Source organism: Aquabacterium fontiphilum (assembly GCF_009909205.1).
In the GTDB taxonomy this organism is placed as follows: domain Bacteria; phylum Pseudomonadota; class Gammaproteobacteria; order Burkholderiales; family Burkholderiaceae_C; genus Aquabacterium; species Aquabacterium fontiphilum.
Genome location: NZ_JAAAPN010000002.1, coordinates 185,617 through 203,763, shown reverse-complemented (window position 1 = coordinate 203,763; position 18,147 = coordinate 185,617). Strand labels below are relative to the sequence as shown.

Genomic DNA, 18,147 nt, shown 5'->3' with positions numbered 1-18,147 from the left:
CCGGGGTCCGGTTAGCCGGCCAGGCGTTTCAAGCGGGCGCAGACCTCTTGGGGCATCAGGGTTGACTAGCGTCGGGCAAGCAGTTTCAAGACGCAGTCAACAGGCAGTTTTGGTATCGAAAGGAGCCCATCATGGCACAGTCAGTTAACACCAACATCATCTCGCTGAACGCTCAACGCAACCTCAGCACCTCGCAAACGTCGCTGGCCACTTCGATGCAGCGCCTCTCCTCGGGTCTGCGCGTGAACTCCGCCAAGGACGACGCCGCCGGTCTGGCCATCGCCGAGCGCATGAGCGCCCAAGTGCGTGGCATGAACGTCGCCGTGCGTAACGCCAACGACGCCATCTCCATGACCCAGACCGCTGAAGGCGCACTGGGCAAGATCGGTGACAACCTGCAGCGCATGCGTGAACTGGCCGTGCAGGCCGCCAACGCCACCAACAGCGACGGCGACCGCGCCAACCTGCAAAAGGAATTCCTGGAGCTGCAAAAGGAAATCGGCCGGACGGTCAACAGCACCAAGTTCAACGGCAAGACCCTGTTTGCCAGCGGCTCGGATGAAACGCTGACCTTCCAGGTGGGCGCAGGCACCACCGCCGGTCAGGACACGATCGACATCAAGGGTGCGATCCTGGGTGGCGGCGACTCGGCTGGTGCCGTGGCCGACTTGACCAGCGCCTATGACGACGCCACGACCGACGCCGAGAAGGTGACGGCCGAGCAGAACATCATGGCTGCGATCATGAAGGAAGACTGGGACACCGATGACGGCATCGGCATCGGCGGCAAGAACGCCTCCGACACCCAGGCCGCCGCGTCCAATGCCACTGATGCCATCAACCTGATCGACAAGGCCCTGGACATCGTCAACGAAAAGCGCGCAGCCTTCGGTGCAGCCCAGAACCGCTTCGAAGCCGTGATTTCGAACCTGCAGGTCAACATCGAGAACCAGTCGGCTGCCCGCGGCCGCATCATGGACGCCGACTTCGCGACCGAGACCTCCAACCTGTCGCGCTCGCAGATCCTGCAGCAGGCCGGCAGCGCGATGGTGGCCCAGGCTAACCAGCTGCCCCAGCAGGTCCTGTCGCTGCTGCGCTGAGCACGCCATCATCCTGGCCTCTCGGGCCAGGATGACGCCCGCACCACAAGCCGACCTCAGGGTCGGCTTTTTCATTTTGATCAGTTGGGAAATGGGCGGAGAAACCGCACTTCATCGCCGGATTGCCGAGCGCGCCGCTGCCGAATACTGACGGCAACAGGTCGAAGCAACGGTTCATGACGACTTTGGCCTGCATCCCGCAGGCCGGCCTTCTCGGCCGGGAGTCATGAGTTCTTAGGAGTGCACCATGCCCCAAACGATCAACACCAACATCATTTCGCTGAATGCTCAGCGCAACCTCAACACCTCGCAGACGTCGCTGGCTACGTCCATGCAGCGCCTGTCCTCAGGTCTGCGCGTGAACTCGGCGAAAGACGATGCTGCCGGCCTGGCGATTGCCGAACGGATGAACAGCCAGGTACGCGGCATGAATGTCGCGATCCGCAATGCGAACGACGCGATCTCGCTGGCGCAGACCGCGGAAGGTGCACTCGGCAAAATTGGTGACAACCTGCAGCGCATGCGCGAACTGGCCATCCAGTCCCGTAACGCCACCAACAGCGATGGCGACCGCGCCAACCTGCAGAAAGAATTCCGCGAGCTGCAAAAGGAAATCAGCCGCACGATCAACAGCACCTCGTTCAACAACAAGCGTCTGTTTGACGGTTCGGCTGAAGAGACGATGTCGTTCCAGGTGGGCGCCGGCACCACCGAGTACGACCGCATCGAGCTGTCTTCGGTCAACATGGTGAGCAACACCGCGGGCGACACGACGCCGGTGGCAGCCAGCCGCACCACCCTCGGCGCAGAGGGCAACCCGCCCCCTACCGCGGATGCCTCCATTGCGGACGTGCTTCAGACCGTGGTGATGAACGTGGCCCAAGACGGCAGCACAGCCGCGAATGCGGAAGGTCTGGCCATCGGCGGCTTCCAGGATGACGGCACCACCCCGGTGGATGGCACCATCATCGACGAGACCATCCGCGTGATCGACGGTGCGCTGGACAAGATCAATGATGCGCGCGCCACCTTCGGTGCCGCTCAGAACCGCTTCGAGGCGGTGATCGCCAACCTGCAGGTCAACGTCGAGAACCAGGCGGCCGCCCGCGGCCGCATCATGGACGCCGATTTCGCAGCGGAAACCGCCAATCTGTCACGCGCCCAGATCCTCCAGCAGGCTGGTACGGCCATGGTGTCGCAAGCCAACCAGCTGCCGCAACAGGTGCTGAGCCTGCTGGGACGCTGACGGCAGAGGGGGCGCCAGTGCGTCACCCCCTCAAGTTTCTTCACATGCTGCCGATTCCCACGTCGTCTGGGTGTCTCGTCTGAGCGCCCGGACGGTTGTGCATTGCAGATGGAGAGGTACCCATCATGGCCACACTGAGTTCACTGGGCGTTGGCGCGGGCTTCGACACGGAATCGGTCGTGTCGAAGCTGGTCGCGCTGGAAAAAGCCCCCGCACAGAAGATCCAGAGCGAAAACAGCAAGCTCAACACCAAGCTGTCGACCTGGGGCCGTGTTCAGAGCGCGTTCGCGGCCCTGCGCGACGCCTCGGCCGCGTTGAATCGTCCGGACTTCTGGCGCGCCACCACCGCCACCAGCAGCGACGCCACGGCAGTGTCGGTTACCACTGGCAACAGCACCCCCACTGGCAGCTACAGCGTCCAGGTCAACGCGCTGGCCACATCCCAGTTCGTCAGCTCCGGGGCGTTTGCCAGCAAGGCGTCCCCGGTCGGTGAAGGCACACTGCGCATCAGCCTGGGCACATACGAATCCGACGGGGGAGAGCCACCCGCCATCACCTTTGCGGCCAAGGCGGCCGCGCAGGCCATCGAGATCGAGATCGGACCTGGCGACAACACGCTCGAGAAGATCCGCGACCGCATCAACTCCGCCAACGCGGGCGTGACGGCAGCCCTGATCACCGATGCCGCCGGCACCCGGCTGGTCATGCGCGGCCCCAGCGGCGCGTCCAACGCGTTCAAGGTCGAGGTCGCCGAAGGCGCATCACCGGGCCTCTCGGCGCTGGCCTACGATGCCAGCACAGGTGGCACCAGCAGCATGACGCGCACGCAATCGGCCTCGAACGCGCAAGCCACCATCAACGGCTTGAGCGTCTCGTCTGAAACCAACAGCTTCTCCGACGTGCTGGATGGCATGAGCCTGCAAGTCAGCAGGGTCACCGCTTCGCCGGTGGAAGTGACAGTGGCCCAGGATACGGCGGCCATGCGCAAGGGCATCGACGATTTCGTCGGGGCTTACAACAGCTTGGTCGGCCTCATTCGCGTGCAGACCCTGTATGACGAAGCCAGCAAGACCGCCGGGCCGCTGCAGGGCGATTCCACTGCAACAGGCCTGCTCAGTCAGATCCGGCGCCTGGCCAGCACCAGCACCGGTGCGACCAGCGCGTTCGAACGCCTGTCCGATGTGGGACTGGAGCTCAACAAGGACGGTACGCTCAAGGTCAACAGCACCAAGCTGCAGTCGGCCATGGGCAAGCTGCCCGAGCTGGCTCGATTCTTCAGCAACAGCGACGATGGCAACCCGGCCGCCAACGGGATCGCGCAGCGCTTCCGCGAGATTGCGGCCAAGGTGGTCGGCAGTGACGGCGCCATCAGCACGCGGACCGACGGCCTGCGGGCCACGATCAAACGCAACGACGAGAAGATCAGCAGGCTGGAAGACCGTGTGGCGCTGATCGAAGCTCGCCTGCGCAAGCAGTACACCGCGCTCGATACCAACATGGGCAATCTGACGGCGCTGCAATCGTATGTCTCGCAGCAGCTCGCGCAGCTCAACAAGTCTTCGTAAGCGTTTGAAAAGATTCGAATAAGGGCAGGCTGAACAGGGCTGTTTGAGGGCTCAAGGGGTCAAGCGATGGCACCGCAAGCCGATAACAGAAACATCAACGTCACCATGCAGAGCACACAGATGTACGCACCTGCCAGCCCCTTCTCTCGTCCCATTCCCGCCGGTGCGAAAGCGCTGTCCGGGATGTACCGGCAAGTTGGCCTCGAAACCAGCGTAACCGGCGCCTCGTCCCATCATCTGGTCAGCCTGCTGTTCGACGGTTTCCTGGATGCCCTGACCGAAGCCCGCGGCGCGATGCAGGCCAAGGAACTGGGCCAGAAGAGCCAGGCCCTGACCCGCGCCATCCGCATCATCGACGAAGGCCTCAAGGCCAGCCTCAATGTGGATGCCGGCGGAGAACTCGCGATGAACCTGCGGGATCTCTACACCTACATCAGCCTGCGTCTGACGCAAGCAAACCTTCGCAACGACATCACGGCTCTTGACGAATGCGCGCAGTTGATCCAGCCCGTCAAGGAAGCCTGGGCCGCCATTCAACCTGCTCACGCCGAAGTGGTGAGAGGTGGCATGGAGGTCAAGGCATGAACGCCCCCGAAACCCTTGCCGCAGCCGAAGAAGAACTCCTGGGTGCCAACTTGATCAGCTACTACGAAGCCATTGAACACGCCAGCCACGACATGCTCAGCGCCGCCCGCGCGGGTGACTGGGACACCGTGGTGAAGCTGGAAGGCGCCTGCGCCGTGCTGATCTCCCAACTCAAGCACGCGGCTGAACAGCATCCGCTCAACACCGATGAGCTCGCCCTCAAGAGCCGCATCATGCAGCGCATCCTGGTCAACGACGCCGAGATCCGCAACCTGGCCGAGCCCTGGCTCAATGACCTGAGCCGCATGATCGAAGGCCAGACCGACCCGCAGAAGATGCATTGACACGGTGGCGCATGCCGGACGACACGTCTCTGGATGAGTTCCGCCTGACCTCGATTGCCGAGGTCGATGGCCTGCTGAGCCGACTGCTCAACGCGCATGCGCTCGTCACGCTGAGCGGCCCCCAGGGCCATCACTGCACGACCATGCTGCGCCTCGTGGACCGCGCACGCGGGGTTGTCCAGCTCGACGCTCCGCGCGACATCCGCTCCTTGCAGTTGCTGCTCGAAGGCGGCGAGGTGGTGGCCGTGTCTTACCTGGACAGCATCAAGGTGCAGTTCGACATTGACGCGGCCATGCTGGTGGGCTCGGGCGATGACGCCGTCATCACCGCCCGCTTGCCGACGGTGGTCTACCGCTTCCAGCGCCGCGCGGCCTTCCGCGTGCGGCCGTTTGCCAGCCAGTCGCCGCTGGCATCGTTCCCTCACCCGGCCCTGCCAGACATGCAGTTGCGCCTGCGCATGCTCGACATCAGCCTCACCGGTGTCGGGCTGCTGTTGCCCGCCAATGTGCCACCCATCGAACCGGGGGTGCGCATCGGCCACGCCCTGCTGCGGCTGGACGACGCGACCGAGCTCGAGGTCGGCCTGTTCATTCACCACGTCACCCCGCTGGCGCCGACCGGCCAGGGCATTCGGCTGGGCTGCGAGTTGCGCGCCGACCGCCAGCATGAGCGCACGCTGCAGCTCTACATCAACCAGACGCAAAAGCGCCAGCTCGCCCTGGCCGCCAACAAGGCCTGACCTGCCCTGCGCGCCCGCGGGCGCGCTTCGGGTTAGCATCGCCGGATGACCGTCTCCGTTTCCCGCCCCGCCCGCTGCACCATCGCGACCCGAGAAAGCCGGCTTGCCCTGTGGCAAGCCCACCATGTGCGCGACCTGCTGCATACCCGGTGGGGCACCGAAGTGACGCTGCTGGGCATGACCACCCAGGGCGATCAGATCCTGGACCGAGCGCTGTCCAAAGTCGGCGGCAAGGGCCTGTTCGTCAAAGAACTTGAAACTGCGCTGGAAGAAGGCCGCGCCGACCTGGCGGTGCACTCACTCAAGGACGTGCCCATGGAACTGCCGCCAGGCTTCGAGCTCGCCGCCATCCTCGTACGAGAAGACCCGCGCGACGCGTTCGTCTCGAACCGCCATGCCAGTCTGGCCGCGCTGCCCGAAGGGGCCATCGTGGGCACCTCCAGCCTGCGTCGACTGGTTCAACTGCGCCACATTCGGCCAGACCTTCGCATTGAGCCGCTGCGGGGCAACCTCGACACCCGGCTGCGCAAGCTCGACGAGGGCCAGTACGACGCCATCGTGCTGGCTGCCGCCGGCCTCAAGCGCCTTGGGCTGGCCGAGCGCATCCGGTGCGTGCTGGCCACAGAAGAGATGCTGCCTGCCGCCGGCCAAGGCGCATTGGGGCTGGAGATCCGTGCCGATCGGGGCGACTGGCAGCAGGCCCTTGCCACACTGACCGACCGGCCCACGTGGCTGGCCTGTCTGGCAGAGCGAGCGGTCTCGCGCGCCATGGGCGGCAGCTGTTCGATGCCGCTGGCGGCCCATGCCGACTGGCAGACAGATGCGACCGGCCGGGCCGTGTTGCGCCTGCGCGGGCTGCTGGGCCATCCTCACGCGGCCGGTTGTGTCAGCGCCGATGCGCTGGAGGCTGTGGACGATGACCACGCCGCCGAGCGACTCGGCCAGAACGTGGCTCGCGCGCTGCGTGAGCAGGCCGGACCGGACTGGCTGGCCGCGCTGTGAGCCACCAGCCTCGCCTGCTCGTCACCCGGCCGCAACCGCAGGCCGACGAGTGGGTGGCTGCGCTGCGCCAGGCAGGCCACGAGGCCTGCGCGCTGCCCCTGATCGCCACGCTGCCCGCAAGCGACCCCGCGGCGGTGAACCAGGCGTGGCGAGCACTGGCGCGTACCCGGCTTGTGATGTTCGTGAGCCCAGCGGCCGTGCATGGCTTTTTCGCCCACCGCCCCCCGGAGGCCCACTGGCCGGCTGGCACGCTTGCAGCGGCCCCGGGCCCTGGCACGCGGCGCGTGCTCGCGCGCTGCGGCGAACCAGCCGGCCTGCCGCTCGACCAGATCGTCTCCCCTCAGGCGGACGCCGAGCAGTTCGATTCCGAGCATCTTTGGCCGCTGCTGGCGCCACTCGATTGGGCTGGCGCCCACGTGCTGCTGGCGTGCGGCGGTCAGGACGGTCAGCCTGCCGGCCGCCCCTGGCTCACGCAGCAATGGCAGGCCCGGGGAGCAACGGTGGAGCCACTGGTCTGCTACCAGCGCGCGGCAGGCACGTGGACACCTGAACAGCAGGCGCTGGCCCGTGCGGCCCTCGCAGCTCCCTCCTCCCACCTGTGGCTGTTCAGCGCCTCGGAGGCGCTCAAGCATCTGCAGGGCCACCACATCCCCGCACTGGGCCTCGACACCGCGGTGGACTGGTCACGCGCCCATGCGCTGTGCACCCATCCCCGGGTGGCAGAGCAGGCACGTGCGCTGGGATTTGGCCACGTGACCGTGTGTCAGCCGGTGCCGGCGGCCGTGGCCGCGCTGGCGGGACACCACGCGAACTGAAGGGCGGCCCGCTCTGAAGGCCCCCCATGCCGGATCCTCACTCGGCATCGATACAATTCCCCCACTGTGAACGACACCACCCGCCCTGACTCCGATGCCCACGCTGGCAGCGTGCAGACGACCGCCAACCTGCCTGCACTGGCTGATGGCGGCGTGCAGGCCGTGCCGCACGCACGTGCCCCAGGATGGCTGAAAGCCGCGCTGCTCGTGCTCGGGCTCGCGGCCGCGGGAGCCGGCACGCTGGCCTGGCAGACACAGCAGCGCGTCAAGGCGCTCGAGCAGGAACTGGTGCGCCGGCAGCAAGACAGCCAGGCCCAGGCCGTCGAGGCCCGCGTCGCGGCCAAGCAAGCGCAAGAACTCTCCCGAGAAGCCGCGGCCCGCGCCACCCTGCTGGAAGCCCGCGTGGCGGAAGTCGCGCTGCAGCGCAGCCAGGTGGAAGACCTGATTCGGTCGGTTAACCTGTCGCGCGACGAGAACCTGGTAGCAGAGATCGAATCCAGCCTGCGGGTTGCCACCCAGCAGGCCAGCCTCACCGGCAGCACCGAACCCCTGCTGGCGGCCCTTCAGTCGGCCTCGGAGCGTCTGGCCCGCGTCCAGCAGGCCGGTCTTGACTCGGTCAAGCGGGCGGTCAACAAGGATCTGGAGCGCCTGCGAGGCACCCGCGTGGCCGACCTGGCGTCGCTCAGCGAGCGGCTGGACGAGGCCATCCGTCTGGTGGACGATGTGCCCCTGCTGTCCATGCCGTCGCAGCGCGAACCCACGGCGCGCCGTCCGGCTGCGCAGCCGGCAGGCACGCGCGCCAACCCGGCTGACGCCAACGAGGCCTCATGGCCTGGACGCGCTTGGCTCTGGAGCCAAGACATGGCGCAGTCGGTGTGGCACGAAACGCGCGGCCTGATTCGGCTCACGCGCATCGAGCAACCCGAAAGCATGCTGCTCGCACCCGATGAGGCCTTCTTCCTGCGGGAGAACACCAAGCTGCGCCTGCTCAATGCCCGACTGGCCCTGCTCAGCCGACAAACCGCCACGGCGCTCAACGACCTGCAGGGCGTTCAGAACAGCATGCCACGCTACTTCGACATGCAGTCGCGCCGCGGCAAGCGGGTGGCGAGCCTGGTGGCCGACGTCGCCGTGCAGGCACGTCAGACCGACCTACCCCGCCCTGATGACACGCTGGCTGCCCTGGCAGCCCTCACGGCGCGTCGCTGAAGCGGCGCCTTCGCCTTAGGACACACACGGCATGCGCGCGATCGTCTGGCTTATCCTGCTGGCCGTACTGGCCGTGGTGGCCGCCACCGCCCTCGGGCAGAACGACGGCATCGTCAGCATCTACTGGCTGGGCTGGCGAGCCGACGTGTCATTCAATCTGTTCCTGCTGACGCTGGTGTTGGCCTTTTTGGCCATCCACACACTGATCCGCGGGCTGGGTGGCCTGCTCACGCTGCCCGACAAGGCACGTCGCTGGCGCCTCAGCCAACGTGATCGACTGGCTCAGGCCGCGCTGCGCGACGCCCTGGCCCTGTACATGGCAGGCCGCTACACCCGGGCCCACAAGGCCTGTCAGCGCGCTGTCGCCATTCAGGCGGACACCCCGGAGTTGAAGCTGGATGCCGAGTTCACCGCACTGGCTCACCTGCTGTCGGCCGGCAGCCTGCACCGCCTACAGGACCGCGCCCGACGCGACGAACACTTGCAGCGCGCCGTTGAACTGGGCCGCCTGGCCAAGGGGGCCCGCGCCGCGGAGGAAGGCGCGCGGCTGCTTGCGGCCGAATGTGCGCTCGAAGACCGGGATGCTGCCCGAGCACTGCGTGACCTGGCTGAACTGCCCCCCGGTGTAGGCCGGCGCACACAGGCGCTGCGGATGAAGCTGCAGGCCTCCCGGTTGGCTCGCCAGCCCCTCGAAGCGCTGCGCACCGCCCGCCTGCTGGCCAAGCACCAGGGCTTCACGGCCGTCGCCGCCGAGGGCCTGTTGCGCACGCTGGCGCTCGAGACGCTGGATCAGGCGCGCGACGCCGACCAACTGCGCCAACTCTGGCTTGAGCTGGATGCGCAAGACCGCAAGGACCCGCTGGTCGCAGCGCGCGCTGCGGAGCGCATGGCCCAGTTGGGTGCGGCGGCCGAGGCCCGTCAATGGCTGGCCCCCTTCTGGGACAAGCTGGGCTCCCTGCATGCAGAGGGGCAGGACGCCATGGCAAGGGCCTTGCTGCAGGCGCGCGCTGGACTGGAGAGCGACTGGCTGCCTCGGCTGGACGCGGCAGCCACCTTGGCGCTGCGCAACCCGGCGCTCGCCCTCAGCGTGGGTCTGGCACTGATGGAGCGACAGTTGTGGGGCAAGGCGCGCACGCTGCTGTTGTCCGCGGCCAACGACAACGACCTCGCAGGCCCGCTGCGCCGACAGGCGTGGGCCGCCCTGGGTCGTCTGGCAGAGCAGAACCAGCAACCCGATGAAGCCATGCGCTGTTTCCGACAAGCCGCACTGGCGGAAGACACGCGTTGACCGCCAAAAACATGCTATAGTCTCGGTCTTCTGTCGCCGCGGCTGTAGCTCAGTTGGATAGAGTACTTGGCTACGAACCAAGGGGTCGTGGGTTCGAATCCTGCCAGCCGCGCCAGATACCTCCTGTGAAAACAGGTCCGCGCGGCTGTAGCTCAGTTGGATAGAGTACTTGGCTACGAACCAAGGGGTCGTGGGTTCGAATCCTGCCAGCCGCGCCAATCTTGCAAACCGCAGCCTTCGGGCTGCGGTTTTTCTTTTTGCGCGCTGAATCAGTTCACCTCGGCAGGCTCGGAGGTGACCTGGCTGGCCAGGGCAGCCGCCTCCGGTCGCACCGGCACCCACAGGGTCACCGTCGTGCCCACACCGTGCTCGCTGTTGATGCTGACCTGCCCCCCGTGCAACTCGACAATCTCCTTCACGATGGTCATGCCCAGACCGGTGCCCGGGATGTTGCCCGAGGTGTCGGCGCGATAGAAGCGCTCGAACACACGTGACAACTGCTCCTGTGTCATCCCGATGCCGTGGTCGGTGACCCGCATGCCGGCCTCCAGCCGGCCATCCCGGTCCCGCCAGACCACATCCAGCTCGATCTCACCGCCGTGCGGCGAATACTTGTAGGCGTTGGACAGCACATTGGTCAGCGCCTGTGAGAGCTTCTCCGTGTCCACATCCACCCAGATGGGCTCGGCTGGCAGCTCGCTCATCACCTTGCGGCTGTCGTTGTGAACGAGCAGGCCATCGATCACCGCCTGCACCAGGGGCTGCAGTGGCTGCGCCACACGCTTGAAGTCCTTGCCACGTCGCGCCTCGATGCGCGCCAGATCCAGCAGCTCGTTGACGAGGTTGATCAGCACGGATGCCTGCCGGTGGATGGTGCCGAGCATGTCATTGCGGCGCTCGTCGTTGAACTGCCGCTTGAGCAGCAGCTCCGTGAAGCCGAAGATGCTGACCATCGGCGTGCGCAGCTCGTGCGCCGCCATCGCCAGGAACTCGCTCTTCATGCGGTCGACCTCCAGCTCGTGCGTGATGTCGCGGAAGTACATGACCGTCTCGTTGTCATGTCCCCCCTGACGCACGCTGCGCACCAGCGTCCGTGGGCACGGCGTGTGCATCTGCAGCACCTCGCGGCGTACCGCCTGCGCATCATCGCCGTCGGAGGCCGGAATGATGCCGGCGGCATGCGCCTCGACCGAGCCAGGTGCGTGACAACGCACCATCAACTGCTCTTCGAAGGCATCGCGCGACAGCCCCACCAGATCGCCCGCCATCAGGCCGGTCATGCGCTCGAACGACGGGTTGACGATGCTGACCTCGCCGCGCTTGTCAAGCACGACAAAGCCATCCGGGCTGAGGTCGAACACCGCGTTGAGACGCTCCGTGCGCAGGTGCAGCACCTGCTCGGCCGCAATACGCTCGGTGATGTCGGTCTGCACACCCACATAGTGCGTGATCTGCCCTTCGGCATTGGCGACGGGCGACAGCGCCAGCTCGTTGTAGAACATGGTGCCGTTCTTGCGGTAGTTGCGCAGCACCACGTGGCAAGCCTCTCCGCTGGCAACCGCCTTCCGTATGACCTCGATGGCCGGCTGGTCGGTGTCGCTGCCCTGCAGGAAACGGCAGTTCATACCCAGCGCCTCATGCGCCTCATAGCCAGTGATTTCCTCGAAGGCGTGGTTAACGTAGATGATGGGCGAGTTGGGCAGCGTCATGGACACGATCACCACCCCGTCGGCCGACGATGAGATGGCGCGGTCGCGCAACAGCAACTCTTGCTCAGCCCACTTGGCGTCGGTCGTGTCGCGCACGATGAAAGTCAGGATCCACTCGCCGTCGAGTTCGGCCCGGCTGGCCGACACCGATACTGGAAAGGCCGTGCTCCCGTCATTGCGCAGGCCCACGGTTTCAAAGCCGATCACGCGGTTCGAAAACCCGTGTTGCTCGAACCAGGCCGTCAGCTCGCTGTGGCCCAGACTGGGCAACACCTCGGACACCGCGTGTCCCATCAGATCCTCGGTGGTGCGGCCAAAGATGCTCGTGGTGGCCTGGTTGCACCAGCTCACTCGCCCTTGAGCATCGGTCATCACGATCGCATCCGGCGCCGTGTCCATCACCACCTGGTTGCGCGACTGGGTGCGCTGCAACGCCAGATTCATGTCTCGAGCCATCTCGCGCGCGCGCCGTCGGGTCGAGATCAGCATCAAGTAGACGTGAATGCCACTGAGCGTGAAGATCAACCCCGCGACACCGGCCGCTGCCACCCCCATCCACTGGGACGTTTGCTCGGACAAGCTGCGTGATACCGGGGTGCCCATCACGCTCACGGCCATCGGCTGGCCGGCCAGCGTGACGGTCAGTTGCATGTGATACGGCCCGCTCGTCGGGCCGTGCAGTTGCGCCCCGCTGACGAAGCGCCCGGTAAGCTGCCATCGCGCTGCGGTTCTGGGCGCGACGGGCAGCACGTCCCGGGCTGCGACTTTCCACAGCAGCCAGCCACCACCTTGGGTGGGCAGTGGGGCGGCCAGCACACCCAGTTCATCAGCCCCTGCACCGCCCATGTCGCACAGGCGCGTCTGAACGCCGCGCTGGTCACGCGACAGGCAACTGTGAATCGCTGCAACCTGATCGGGCGCAAGACGCCAGCCAGCCGTCAAGGTCGGCCAGTCCATCTGGCCACCTGGAGATCCAGGCAAGATCACCGCCGCAGGGGGCAGCCAGGCAGGCGCCACATCGCCCGACGCTTGCGCCGACGGCGCAAGCCAGGCCATGGACGCCATCTGGTGCAGCATCAGTGCCCGGTAATCCAGGCGATCCTGCAACTGCGTCTGCCAGCGCCGCACCTCCGACTCGAAGGACGCCTGTTGGCGATGCTGCTCGGCCAGCCAGACTGGCCCGGTGATCAGGGTCGTGACCAGCGCGCCGGTCAAGACGATCAGCGAGACGGCCTGCGTCACCGACATCTTGCCCGTGAAGCGCTCCAGCCGGCCCATCAGCCGCAGCACCTGCTCCGGCAGCTCGTCGTTCGCATTGGCATCGCCCATGGCAGTCTCCCCATGGCGGGTGAAGGCAGGCCGTCAGACCGAGGCAGCGGCGATGGCTTCCACGCGCTCGATCAGCTCCAGCGGGCTGAAGGGCTTGACCAGGTAGGCATCTGCCCCTGCAGCCTCGCCCGCGGCGATGTCGGTGACCTGCCCACGCGCAGTCAACATCACCACCTGGATCTGCTGCAGGGCGGGGTCGGCCTTGATGCGGCTGCAGACCTGGTAGCCATCCAGCAGCCCCGGCATCATCACGTCCAGCAGCATCACATGCGGCTTGATCGCGCGAGCCATGTTCAGGCCGGTTTCGCCATCATGGGCTTCGTGGATCTCGAAGTCGCCGAACTCCAGCGTCATGCGGATCAGCTTGCAGATGTCTGACTGGTCTTCCACGATGAGGATGCGGTGTGTCATGGTTCACTCCTTTGCAGGCGCTTCAGGAGCGACCCGCTTGCTCATGCTGCGTGCCAGCAGTTGCGCCATATCCCGCGCATACCGCTGGGCCTGTTCCACCGACAGCTGGGCGTCCTGGGTGGCCGGGGCACCGGCCGGGATCTCAAGCACGAAATCCACGGCGTCGAACTCGTCTTCGATGCGCACCGAGCCGCCATGCTGCGCCACGATGCGTTCGCTGAGCGCCAGGCCGATGCTGGTGCGCTCGGCCTGCGGGCGGGCGTTGTCGCCCACGCCGAAGGGCACGAAGGCACTGCGTCGTTCGTGGTTGGAGACGAACAGGCCGCGGTTGCGTGCCCGCACGATCACCCGAGTGCCCACTGCCTGAACCGACAGCTCGATCAGCCCGCCGGGCTGCGCGCTACGGATGGACTGCTCCAGATACTCCGACATGGCCCGCACCAGCCAATGGCGACTGCCGTAGACGGGGGGCATCTCGTCTTCCAGCCCCTGGGTGGCCACGGTGATGTTGCGTGCCCGGGCCTGGTGGATCACATCGACCAGCGCGGCCTGGATCAGTTCGTTGACCAGCACACGCTCGTCTCGCTGGATGGCGCTTTCGCCAAACACCGCCACCAGGTCGCGCAGTTTGCCCAGCTTGCTCGACAACGCGCGGGCGTTGCGCGCCATCTGCTCGATCTCGCCTTGCGAAGGCTGCTTGGCCATGCGCTCGATCTGTGGCAGTTGCCGTGACAGCAGCTCGATGGGCTCGGCCATTTCGGCTTCGATGTAGCCGATGAGGTTCTCGAGGGCCTGCGAATACCAACGCTCTTCCGAGACGTTGTTCATCACGACCATCAGGTCCTGCCCGACCGGGGCATTGATCACCACCGCGCGGATGCTGTCCGGGTGGGCTTCCTGCGTGGTCAACTCGAAGGGGAAGGGCAAAGTGAGCATGCCCTGACCGGCCGCCTTGACCGTGCGCTCGGCCACCGGGTCCATCATGGGCTGACCCAGCATCACCGGCGTCATCTGCACCGCCGCCTTGTTGGCGTAGCGCACGGTGCCGTTGCGCTGCACCCAGACCACCCCGCTCTTGACTTGATCAAACAGCAGCCTGAATGCGTCGTTCATGATCGGCCTCCTCGTGCCTTGTCGGGTGGCTCAGGACACCCGTTGCCCCAGTAACCATCGGCCCACGCGGACCGCCACGGCCTCGGCCGAGGCTGGCCATGGCATGCGTTCGACCGAAGGCGGCAGCCCGCCACGACGGGCCAGCTCATGGTCGTCCAGCGGTGTCATGACCAGCACCCGCAGGCCCGAAATCGACTCGGCCCGCTCCAGCGTGTGCAGCATCGCCATGCCATCCATGCCCGGCAGCTCCAGGTGTGTGATCAGCAGATCCGGCACCTTCTGGCCGATCTGTAGCAGTGCCAGGTAGCCGGTCTCGGCATAACGCAGGGTCACGGCCGAGCCGAACGGCGCCAGCGCCTGGTCACACTGCGCCTGCCACTGCGGGTCATCTGCGACGATGAGCACATCCATGGGGCGGCTGCGTGCTGCCATTTCCCCGTCGCGGCGGCCACGCATCGTGCTGGGATCACCACCCAGGCCGGTACTCAGGGCCAGTGCCTCGACCGCGTTGTAGGGGATACGCCGATGGCCACCCGGGGTGCGGGCAGCAGGCAGGATGTCGGCCTCCACCCACAACTGCACCGTGCGCAGGGACACCCCCAGCCGCTGAGCGGCCTCACGGGTGGTCAGCATGCGGGAGCCCGGACCGAGCGGAATCACACGTGACATCGTTCATACCTCCAATGCATGCCAGGTGGACTGGCTCATGTGGGATATCGGCAGGTATTTCATTTTTGCGAGATGTGCGGCGGCCCGGAAACGCGCGAAAAATGACAAAAGCGCGCAAGCCGTGAACAAGTGGCGCTTTGCCAGTGCGCGAGCGTTTTGGGCACAATCGCCCGCATGAGCAAAGCGTTCACCAAGGAAACCGAGGCCGATGACGACGAAGACGTCGCCCTGCCCGCACTGCCAGCCGGCGGCAAGAACTACATGACGCCCGACGGCTACCAGCGCATGCGGGCCGAACTGCTCAACCTCATCGACGTGGAGCGCCCCAAGGTGGTCGACATCGTCAGCTGGGCCGCGTCCAACGGCGACCGCTCCGAGAATGGCGATTACCTTTATGGCAAGAAGCGCCTGCGCGAGATCGACCGGCGTATCCGCTACCTCACCCGGCGGCTGGACATCGCCGAGGTGGTGGACCCGAGCGTGCACCACGGCAACGACCAGGTGTTCTTTGGCGCCACGGTGACCTACGAGAACCAGGCAGGCGAACAGCGCACCATCACGATCAAAGGCATCGACGAGGTCGACAACCTGCGAGGCGAGGTGAGCTGGGTGTCACCGATCGCGCGCGCCCTGCTGCGGGCTCGCGAGGGCGACGAGGTGGCGCTGATGACCCCCGGGGGTCTGGAGCGGCTGGAGATCCTGGCCGTGCGCTACCCGCCCCCGCCGGTGGGGCACTGAGTTCAGGCGCAGAGCCGCTCGACGCGCAGCACCGACGGACAGCGCTTGAGCGTACGCATCACATCGGCCAGGTGCACACGGTCGCGGACCGACACGGTCAGGCGCAGCTCGGCCGTCTCGCCCAGGCGCTCATTGCCCATCTCGATGTGGGTGATGTCGGTCTCGGCGCGGCTGACGGCAGAGGCCACCTGCGCCAGCACGCCCTTGCCATTGGTGACCATGACGCGCAGCACCGTCTCGAACAGGCGAGTTGGCTCTTCGGACCAGCTGACATCGATCCAGCGGTCGCGGTCGCGCTCGAACAAACGCTGCCCCACGCCACAGGTGTGGCGGTGCACAACCAGACCCTCACCGCGCCCCAGATAGCCGGCAATCGCATCGCCCGGAACCGGCGTGCAGCAGGGTGCAAGCTGCACTGTGGCGCCCTCGCTGCCATCGAGTACCACCGCGCCCTGCGTGGGCGCCTCGTCCGAGAAGCGCCCCAGGCTCAAGGTGAGCGCGTCCGGGCGCTCGCCGGATTCCGCCATGAACTGCGCCAGCCGCTTGGCCACCATGGTCGCGATCTTGCGGCCCAGGCCGATGTCGACCAGCAACTCGTCCACCGTGCGGTTGCCGCCCCAGCGCGTCAGCGCCTGCCACAGCTCGCCTTCGCGACCCGTGCTCTGCTCGTCGCCGGCAGGCAATGTCAGGCCCTCGGCGCGCAAGGCCTGGCTCAAGAGCTTGCGGCCCAGCGACAGCGACTCTTCTGCCTCCATGTTCTTGAGGTAGTGGCGAATCTTGGAGCGCGCGCGCCCCGTGCGCACGAAGTTCAGCCAACCCGGGTTCGGGCGAGCGCCCGGCGCGGTGACGATCTCGATCACGTCGCCGCTGCGCAGTTCGGTGCGCAGCGGCACCGGCTCGCCATTGACCTTGGCCGACACGCAGCGGTCGCCCACACCCGAGTGGATGGCGTAGGCGAAATCCACCGGCGTGGCGCCCTTGGGCAGGGCCACGATGCGCGACTTCGGCGTCAGCACATAGACCGACTCGGGGAAGAGGTCGATCTTCAGGTGCTCCAGGAACTCGGCCGAATCTCGGGTTTCGTGCTGGATGTCGATCAGCGACTGCAGCCACACGGCGGCCTGTTGTGGGCTACTGTCTTCCGGCTCGCTGTGCTCTTTGTACATCCAGTGCGCCGCAATGCCCTTCTCGGCCACCGCGTGCATGGCCTGCGAGCGGATCTGGAACTCCACCGCCGTGCCCACCGGGTTGACCAGCGTGGTGTGCAGCGACTGATAACCGTTGGCCTTGGGGATGGCGATGTAATCCTTGAAGCGGCCCGGCAGCGGCTTGTACAGCTGGTGCAGCACGCCCAGCGCCCGGTAGCAATCCAGCAGCTCACGCGTGACGATGCGAAAGCCGAAGATGTCGCTGACCTGCGCAAAGCTCAGGTTCTTCTCGACCATCTTGTTGTAGATGGAGAAGATGGTCTTCTCGCGCCCGTAGACCTCGACGTGCATGTCGGCATGCGCAAACGCGCTTTCGACTTCCTTGCGGATGCGCTCGACCAGGTCGCGCCGGTTGCCGCGGGTCTTCTTGACCGCCTTGGCCAGCACGCCATAGCGCCAGGGCTTGATGTACTGGAAGGACAGCTCCTGCAGCTCGCGGTAGGTCTGGTTCAGGCCCAGCCGGTGCGCGATGGGCACATAGATGTCCAGCGTCTCGCGCGCGATGCGGGCGCGCTTGTGCCCGGCCATCGCGTCCATCGTGCGCATGTTGTGCAGCCGGTCGGCCAGCTTGATGAGGATGACGCGCACATCGCGGGCCATCGCCAGCAGCATCTTGCGGAAGGACTCCGCCTGCGACTCTTCCTTCGTCGAAAACTGCAGCTTGTCCAGCTTGGTCAGGCCATCGACCAGCTCGGCCGTCGGGGCCCCGAAGCGCTCGATCAGCTCGATCTTGGTGACGCCGCAGTCTTCCATGGCGTCGTGCATGAGCGCGGCCATGATCGCCTGGGCATCGAGCTTCCAGTCGGCGCACAGGCCAGCCACCGCGATGGGATGGGTGATGTAGGGCTCACCGCTGGCGCGAAACTGTCCCAGGTGGGCCTCGTCGGCGAAGCGGTAGGCGTCGCGCACCCGGCGGATGTCCGCCTCGTCGAGGTAATCCAGCTTGTGGGTCAGCGCGGCGAAAGAGGCTGCCGCAGCATCGGTGGCCAGGGTCATGGAGAAACTTTAACGCGGTTCCGGCGCCCTTGCGCCCGACAGGACCATATGAGGCCAGTGTGAGACCTTGTGCAACAAAC

General features: G+C 66.1%; 16 protein-coding genes and 2 tRNA genes. 13 read left to right on the top strand and 5 right to left on the bottom strand.

What is annotated here, in order from left to right; genetic code table 11:
• Positions 1–131 precede the first annotated feature (131 nt).
• The 12 genes from GTZ97_RS02985 to GTZ97_RS02930 all read left to right on the top strand — a co-directional run bounded on the left by GTZ97_RS02985 (position 132) and on the right by GTZ97_RS02930 (position 10,112).
• Complete coding sequence (locus tag GTZ97_RS02985) at positions 132–1,100, top strand: flagellin N-terminal helical domain-containing protein (protein WP_161649029.1); 969 nt, start codon at positions 132–134, stop codon at positions 1,098–1,100.
• 247 nt (positions 1,101–1,347) lie between these two features.
• Positions 1,348–2,346, top strand: coding sequence for a flagellin N-terminal helical domain-containing protein (locus tag GTZ97_RS02980; RefSeq protein ID WP_161649028.1), 999 nt, complete (start codon positions 1,348–1,350; stop codon positions 2,344–2,346).
• A 125-nt stretch (positions 2,347–2,471) separates the two neighbouring features.
• Positions 2,472–3,911: a flagellar filament capping protein FliD gene (gene fliD, locus GTZ97_RS02975; RefSeq protein ID WP_161649027.1), complete on the top strand. Its 1,440-nt coding sequence runs from the start codon at positions 2,472–2,474 to the stop codon at positions 3,909–3,911.
• 105 nt (positions 3,912–4,016) lie between these two features.
• Complete coding sequence (gene fliS, locus GTZ97_RS02970; RefSeq protein ID WP_236650981.1) at positions 4,017–4,496, top strand: flagellar export chaperone FliS; 480 nt, start codon at positions 4,017–4,019, stop codon at positions 4,494–4,496.
• Positions 4,493–4,840, top strand: a complete 348-nt coding sequence (locus tag GTZ97_RS02965; RefSeq protein WP_407926720.1) for a flagellar protein FliT — start codon at positions 4,493–4,495, stop codon at positions 4,838–4,840. Before fliS ends, GTZ97_RS02965 begins: the two co-directional genes overlap by 4 nt.
• Before the next feature lie 11 nt (positions 4,841–4,851).
• A complete protein-coding gene (locus tag GTZ97_RS02960) occupies positions 4,852–5,580 on the top strand; it encodes a flagellar brake protein (RefSeq protein WP_236650980.1) in 729 nt (242 codons plus the stop codon).
• A gap of 45 nt (positions 5,581–5,625) precedes the next feature.
• Entirely contained in the window at positions 5,626–6,582 is a 957-nt protein-coding gene (gene hemC / locus GTZ97_RS02955; protein WP_161649026.1) for a hydroxymethylbilane synthase, read from the top strand.
• Complete coding sequence (locus GTZ97_RS02950; protein WP_161649025.1) at positions 6,579–7,397, top strand: uroporphyrinogen-III synthase; 819 nt, start codon at positions 6,579–6,581, stop codon at positions 7,395–7,397. Before hemC ends, GTZ97_RS02950 begins: the two co-directional genes overlap by 4 nt.
• A 66-nt stretch (positions 7,398–7,463) precedes the next feature.
• Positions 7,464–8,606 (top strand): uroporphyrinogen-III C-methyltransferase, encoded by a 1,143-nt coding sequence (locus GTZ97_RS02945; RefSeq protein ID WP_330863533.1) that lies wholly within the window; start codon positions 7,464–7,466, stop codon positions 8,604–8,606.
• A gap of 31 nt (positions 8,607–8,637) precedes the next feature.
• Entirely contained in the window at positions 8,638–9,894 is a 1,257-nt protein-coding gene (locus GTZ97_RS02940; protein ID WP_161649024.1) for a heme biosynthesis HemY N-terminal domain-containing protein, read from the top strand.
• Between the two features lie 38 nt (positions 9,895–9,932).
• A tRNA-Arg gene (locus tag GTZ97_RS02935) sits at positions 9,933–10,009 on the top strand.
• 26 nt (positions 10,010–10,035) lie between these two features.
• Positions 10,036–10,112: transfer RNA gene (locus tag GTZ97_RS02930), tRNA-Arg, on the top strand.
• Between the two features lie 51 nt (positions 10,113–10,163).
• Here the strand turns inward: GTZ97_RS02930 and GTZ97_RS02925 are convergent.
• From GTZ97_RS02925 to GTZ97_RS02910, 4 genes are read right to left on the bottom strand one after another with little or no spacing between them, the layout of a single operon-like run.
• Positions 10,164–12,932, bottom strand: a complete 2,769-nt coding sequence (locus GTZ97_RS02925) for a PAS domain S-box protein (protein WP_161649023.1) — start codon at positions 12,930–12,932, stop codon at positions 10,164–10,166.
• A gap of 33 nt (positions 12,933–12,965) precedes the next feature.
• Positions 12,966–13,343, bottom strand: a complete 378-nt coding sequence (locus GTZ97_RS02920; RefSeq protein ID WP_161649022.1) for a response regulator transcription factor — start codon at positions 13,341–13,343, stop codon at positions 12,966–12,968.
• A gap of 3 nt (positions 13,344–13,346) precedes the next feature.
• Positions 13,347–14,456 (bottom strand): sensor histidine kinase, encoded by a 1,110-nt coding sequence (locus GTZ97_RS02915; RefSeq protein ID WP_161649021.1) that lies wholly within the window; start codon positions 14,454–14,456, stop codon positions 13,347–13,349.
• 30 nt (positions 14,457–14,486) lie between these two features.
• Positions 14,487–15,089, bottom strand: a complete 603-nt coding sequence (locus GTZ97_RS02910; protein WP_161649020.1) for a helix-turn-helix domain-containing protein — start codon at positions 15,087–15,089, stop codon at positions 14,487–14,489.
• A gap of 210 nt (positions 15,090–15,299) precedes the next feature.
• Here GTZ97_RS02910 and greB point away from each other — a divergent pair, with 210 nt between their 5' ends.
• Positions 15,300–15,863 (top strand): transcription elongation factor GreB, encoded by a 564-nt coding sequence (greB, locus tag GTZ97_RS02905; RefSeq protein ID WP_161649019.1) that lies wholly within the window; start codon positions 15,300–15,302, stop codon positions 15,861–15,863.
• Between the two features lie 2 nt (positions 15,864–15,865).
• Here the strand turns inward: greB and GTZ97_RS02900 are convergent, their stop codons facing one another.
• Positions 15,866–18,067, bottom strand: a complete 2,202-nt coding sequence (locus GTZ97_RS02900) for a RelA/SpoT family protein (RefSeq protein WP_161649018.1) — start codon at positions 18,065–18,067, stop codon at positions 15,866–15,868.
• Positions 18,068–18,147 lie beyond the last annotated feature (80 nt).

Coding starts and splice junctions, on each gene's coding strand:
- GTZ97_RS02985 (WP_161649029.1), top strand. CDS start 132: ATGGCACAGTCAGTTAACACCAACATCATCTCGCTGAACGCTCAACGC.
- GTZ97_RS02980 (WP_161649028.1), top strand. CDS start 1,348: ATGCCCCAAACGATCAACACCAACATCATTTCGCTGAATGCTCAGCGC.
- fliD (WP_161649027.1), top strand. CDS start 2,472: ATGGCCACACTGAGTTCACTGGGCGTTGGCGCGGGCTTCGACACGGAA.
- fliS (WP_236650981.1), top strand. CDS start 4,017: ATGCAGAGCACACAGATGTACGCACCTGCCAGCCCCTTCTCTCGTCCC.
- GTZ97_RS02965 (WP_407926720.1), top strand. CDS start 4,493: ATGAACGCCCCCGAAACCCTTGCCGCAGCCGAAGAAGAACTCCTGGGT.
- GTZ97_RS02960 (WP_236650980.1), top strand. CDS start 4,852: ATGCCGGACGACACGTCTCTGGATGAGTTCCGCCTGACCTCGATTGCC.
- hemC (WP_161649026.1), top strand. CDS start 5,626: ATGACCGTCTCCGTTTCCCGCCCCGCCCGCTGCACCATCGCGACCCGA.
- GTZ97_RS02940 (WP_161649024.1), top strand. CDS start 8,638: ATGCGCGCGATCGTCTGGCTTATCCTGCTGGCCGTACTGGCCGTGGTG.
- GTZ97_RS02925 (WP_161649023.1), bottom strand. CDS start 12,932: ATGGGCGATGCCAATGCGAACGACGAGCTGCCGGAGCAGGTGCTGCGG.
- GTZ97_RS02920 (WP_161649022.1), bottom strand. CDS start 13,343: ATGACACACCGCATCCTCATCGTGGAAGACCAGTCAGACATCTGCAAG.
- GTZ97_RS02915 (WP_161649021.1), bottom strand. CDS start 14,456: ATGAACGACGCATTCAGGCTGCTGTTTGATCAAGTCAAGAGCGGGGTG.
- GTZ97_RS02910 (WP_161649020.1), bottom strand. CDS start 15,089: ATGCTGACCACCCGTGAGGCCGCTCAGCGGCTGGGGGTGTCCCTGCGC.
- greB (WP_161649019.1), top strand. CDS start 15,300: ATGAGCAAAGCGTTCACCAAGGAAACCGAGGCCGATGACGACGAAGAC.
- GTZ97_RS02900 (WP_161649018.1), bottom strand. CDS start 18,067: ATGACCCTGGCCACCGATGCTGCGGCAGCCTCTTTCGCCGCGCTGACC.